This window comes from Pseudotabrizicola sp., assembly GCF_030656345.1.
Classification (GTDB): domain Bacteria; phylum Pseudomonadota; class Alphaproteobacteria; order Rhodobacterales; family Rhodobacteraceae; genus Pseudotabrizicola.
Window position 1 is genome coordinate 1 of the sequence record NZ_JAUSNR010000040.1, and the last position, 4,239, is coordinate 4,239.

2 protein-coding genes and 2 pseudogenes are annotated in these 4,239 nt (G+C 62.7%); 3 read left to right on the forward strand and 1 reads right to left on the reverse strand.

What is annotated here, in order from left to right:
- From Q7J44_RS19935 to Q7J44_RS19945, 3 genes and pseudogenes are all read left to right on the forward strand, one after another.
- Positions 1-604 (forward strand): annotated as a pseudogene (locus Q7J44_RS19935) (hypothetical protein); the annotation flags it as partial.
- A 202-nt stretch (positions 605-806) separates the two neighbouring features.
- Positions 807-1,247, forward strand: a pseudogene (locus tag Q7J44_RS19940) (RadC family protein).
- Positions 1,248-1,345: 98 nt separating this feature from the next.
- Positions 1,346-3,484, forward strand: a complete 2,139-nt coding sequence (locus Q7J44_RS19945; protein ID WP_304882870.1) for a ParB/RepB/Spo0J family partition protein — start codon at positions 1,346-1,348, stop codon at positions 3,482-3,484.
- A 63-nt stretch (positions 3,485-3,547) separates the two neighbouring features.
- Here the strand turns inward: Q7J44_RS19945 and Q7J44_RS19950 are convergent, their stop codons facing one another.
- Entirely contained in the window at positions 3,548-3,775 is a 228-nt protein-coding gene (locus tag Q7J44_RS19950; RefSeq protein WP_304882871.1) for a hypothetical protein, read from the reverse strand.
- Between the last annotated feature and the right edge of the window lie 464 nt (positions 3,776-4,239).

A 4,239-nucleotide genomic window follows, 5' to 3' on the forward strand; every position in this document is an offset into this window, starting at 1 on the left:
CTTTGCCAAATCTACCCCGATTATTGTATCCTTCATCTTGCCGCCTTCTCCGCTGTTGTGGCTCTCACATCCACATTCTTGGCACATTGCGATGCCGTCTGGGGAGGGCGGCAACCATCCCATCTACTTCCGGGGCTTCTATTGCTGGAACTCCGAGGTGGGCGCGAAAACCCTCGGCATGGCCAGCTTCTACCTGCGGGCAGTGTGCCAGAACCGCAACCTCTGGGGCGTCGAAGATTTCCAGGAGATCACGATCCGCCACTCGAAATACGCGGCCTCCCGCTTCGCCCACGAGGCGGCCCCGGCGCTGACGCGCTTTGCCAATTCCTCGCCGCAGGGCTTCGTGAACGGCATCAAGGCGGCGCGGCAACAGATCGTCGCGCGAACGGACGAGGATCGGGATGACTTCCTGCGCAGGCGTGGCTTCTCGAAGACCGAATCCGGCAAGATCATCGAGAAGGTGCTGATGGAAGAGGGCCGACCTCCAGAGAGTATTTTTGATTTTATTCAAGGGATTACGAGACTTGCACGCGATAAAACGCAGCAGGATGCGCGTCTCGACATGGAAAGTCGGGCCAAGAAGCTGCTCGATCGCGTCAGCTGAGGTGAGCAGCGGGGCAGGGGGCTCAGATATCTCCTGCCCCCTGTCATCAGAACGTCCCCTCTGACCCCTTCCCGGCCAAGTTCGCTGGCGCAGCGCGTGGCCGTTGGGCGGATGCTGGTCGGACTCAACACAAGAGGTCTACATGTCCCGATTTTCAGAACACCCAACTGCCTTCCTAAACCGTCGCACTGGCAGCTTCGAGCTGACCGCGCAGGAGCAAGCCACGATCTTCGCCGCCCGTGAAATCCTAGCCCGCCATATCAACTGCAACCCTGTCCTTTCGTCGTGGCAGGCCGTGATGGACTATTGCGCCTTGTCGGTGCGTGGCGATGTCGAGCGGTTTCATGTCCTGTACCTGGACCGCAAGAACCGGCTCATTTCCGACGAACGCCTTGGCGTCGGGACCGTCGATCATGTGCCGGTCTATCCGCGCGAAGTTGTCCGGCGCGCCCTGGACCTCAATGCTTCGGCCCTGATCCTCGCCCACAATCATCCGCCCGGCGACCCTTAGCCATCGGAGGCGGACATCGCCATGACGAAGGAGGTGGAAAAGGCTTGTGGCGTGCTTGGGTTGACCCTGCACGACCACATCATCGTCGGCGCGGGCCGGGAGCTCAGTCTGCGTGGGTTAGGTCATCTCTGAAGCCTGGCCGTGGGAGAGAGGGAGGGGAGGGCAGGGGGTTTTCGACAGGTTGGCAGTCGAGAGAGAGGCTCTCGGCGCCTGTCGCGGAGATTGGTCCGATGACCAACATGCAGAAAATTACCCTCGCCTCGTCGCGGGATATCCCGTTCAACAATCTGGTCCTGAGCCAGTCCAACGTGCGGCGTGTGAAGGCCGGCATCTCGGTCGATGAACTGGCCGAATCCATCGCGCGCCGCGGCCTGATCCAGAGCCTGCACGTGCGCCCGGTGATCGGCGAGGACGGGGCAGAGACCGGCAAGTTCGAAGTGCCCGCTGGTGGGCGGCGCTTCCGGGCACTGGAACTGCTGGTGAAGCAGAAGCGCCTTGCCAAGACCGCACCGGTGCCTTGCATCGTCAGCGCAGCCGATGACGGCGTGCTGATCGACGAGGTCTCGCTGGCCGAGAACATCGAGCGCGCACCGTTGCATCCGCTGGACCAGTTCCGTGCCTTCCAGGCCATGCGCGAGAAGGGCATGACCGAAGAGGCCATCGCGGCGGCCTTCTTTGTCGAAGTGAAGGTGGTCAAGCAGCGCTTGCGCCTCGTCACGGTCGCGCCCACGCTGCTGGAGGTCTATGCCGAAGATGGCATGACCCTGGAACAGTTGATGGCCTTCACGATTTCGGGCGATCACGCTCGGCAGGCGCAGGTCTGGGAAGCCGTCAAGAACTCCTGGTCCAAGGAGCCCTACCAGATCCGTCGCATGCTGACGGAAACCGCAGTGCGCGCGTCGGACAAGCGCGCCCGCTTCCTGGGGCTCAACGCTTATGAGGCCGCGGGTGGCTACGTCCTGCGTGACCTCTTCCAGCAAGATGATGGCGGTTGGCTGCAAGACCCGGTCTTGTTGGAACGGCTGGTCGGCGAGAAGCTGCAAGCGGAAGCCGAAGCGATCTCCGCCGAGGGTTGGAAGTGGCTCGAGGTCGCCGTGGGCTTCCCCTACGGCCACACGATGGGCCTGCGTGAGCTTTTGGGCACCACGGTCGATCTGACCGCTGAGGAGCGGGCCACCCGCGAGGCGCTTCGCGATGAATCCGATCGTCTGGAGGCTGAATACGCTGAGGCCGATGATCTGCCCGAAGAAGTCGATGCGCGACTTGGCGAGATCGAGCGGCTCCTTAGCGCCTTCGACAGCCGCCCGATGGCCTTCGATCCCGACCAAGTCGGCAGAGCAGGGGCCTTCGTCAGCATCGACAGCGACGGCACCTTGTTGATCGAGCGCGGATTTGTCCGGCCCGAGGATGAACTGCGCGAAGTGCCTGCAGGCGTCGAGTCCGAAGACGGTCGCTATGAAAACGCGCCAATGGATGCGGATCACGGCGTAAGCCATTCCACGGTGATCAACATGGGCGGTGAGACCCGACCGACCGAGGACGAAGAAGACGAAGGCGACGCAATCAAGCCGCTGCCCGAACGACTCGTTATCGAGCTGACGGCACATCGCACACTGGCGCTGCGGGACGCAGTTGCCAACAACCCGCGCATTGCGATGACGGCACTCCTGCACAAGCTGGTCATTGACTGCTTCGTCTCCCGCGCCTCTGGTGCGGCCATCGAAGCGACCGTGCGCGAAATCCATCTGCCGGCGCAGTCCGCCGATCTCGCCGACAGCTTCCCGGCGCAGAACATCGACGCGCGCCACGCTGGGTGGAAGGCAGACATGCCACTGGGGCAGGGAGATGACGTGCTCTGGGACTGGCTCCACGCCCTGGACGAGGCCAGCCGGCAGGCGCTCCTCGCCCATTGCCTCAGCTTCGGGGTGAACGCGCTCTATGAGCGTCCGAACCCCTACAGCGGCATGGGGATCAGCCAGCACGGCCTCGACCGTCGCCTCCGCGAAGCGGACCGCCTGGCACGCACCACCCGGCTCGATCTGGTCGAGGCGGGCTGGAAACCCACCGTTGCCAACTACCTCGGCCGCGTCACCAAGAGCCGCATCCTGGAAGCCGTGCGCGAAGGGGCAGGGGCGCAGGCCGTCGAGTTGATCGCCCACTTGAAGAAGCACGACATGGCGCGCGAAGCGGAACGCCTCCTCGATGGCTCAGGCTGGCTGCCGGAGCCGCTGCGCCTGGATGATCTCGATGTTGGCCCGCAAGCCGTGACTGAGGACGTCAGCGTTGAACTGCCCGCCTTCCTCGCCGAGGACGACGAGGTCCAGCCCGACGACGAAGAGGAGCGCCAGCACCTGATCGCCGCTGAGTGACTTTCAACGGGGCGGCTTCGGTCGCCCCGTTTTTTCATGCGGAGGTATGGAGAGGTGATGACTTCAGGCAAGCCGCTGGGAATAGCGATTCCTTACAGCCCGGTTGATGAACTGGTTCAGCCCATCGCCCGCTCGCGCCAATACGATCATACGGTCCAGATTGGCCTGCCCGGCCGACAGCGAGGTGTAGCGATAGATCGCGCCGTCCTTGAAGGCGACATCCATATATGACGAGCCAAGCTCATAGGCCCTGATGCCAGAATCCTGGTCCCAATCACGATATGGAGTCATGCTGCATCTCCGTTCACAAAATGTAGACTCAGCATAGGGCCTGTTCGTGTTTTGTTCAAGCGCGGGTGCGGTTGTCACGGCCCCGGGTTTCGCCGCGCCTTTGCCAAGCGATCATTGAAGCGGCAGGTATTGGGGCGCGGAACGGGGGTAAGGGCCCCACCGTCAAATCATCATCGACTTCTGCGGTTTGTGGTGGAGTCGCAGCAAGATCGACTAGCATCTTGGCTCAATCGCTGCCCTCGTTCGAAAATCGTCCTTTACCTTCCATCGCCCTAGCAGACCTGACCACGGTGGAGTTGCTGGAGCGGTGAGGCAGCAGGGGCGGGGGAGGCGCAAGCTGGCCAGACTGCTGGCAGAGGTGGTTTCATCGCCGGTGGTGCCTGACTTGTCTTTCCTGACGGGCCTTCAGGGTCGCCTTGATCTCCGTGGATTGTCTGTCCCAGCCCGCGTCCAACGGCCTCTGC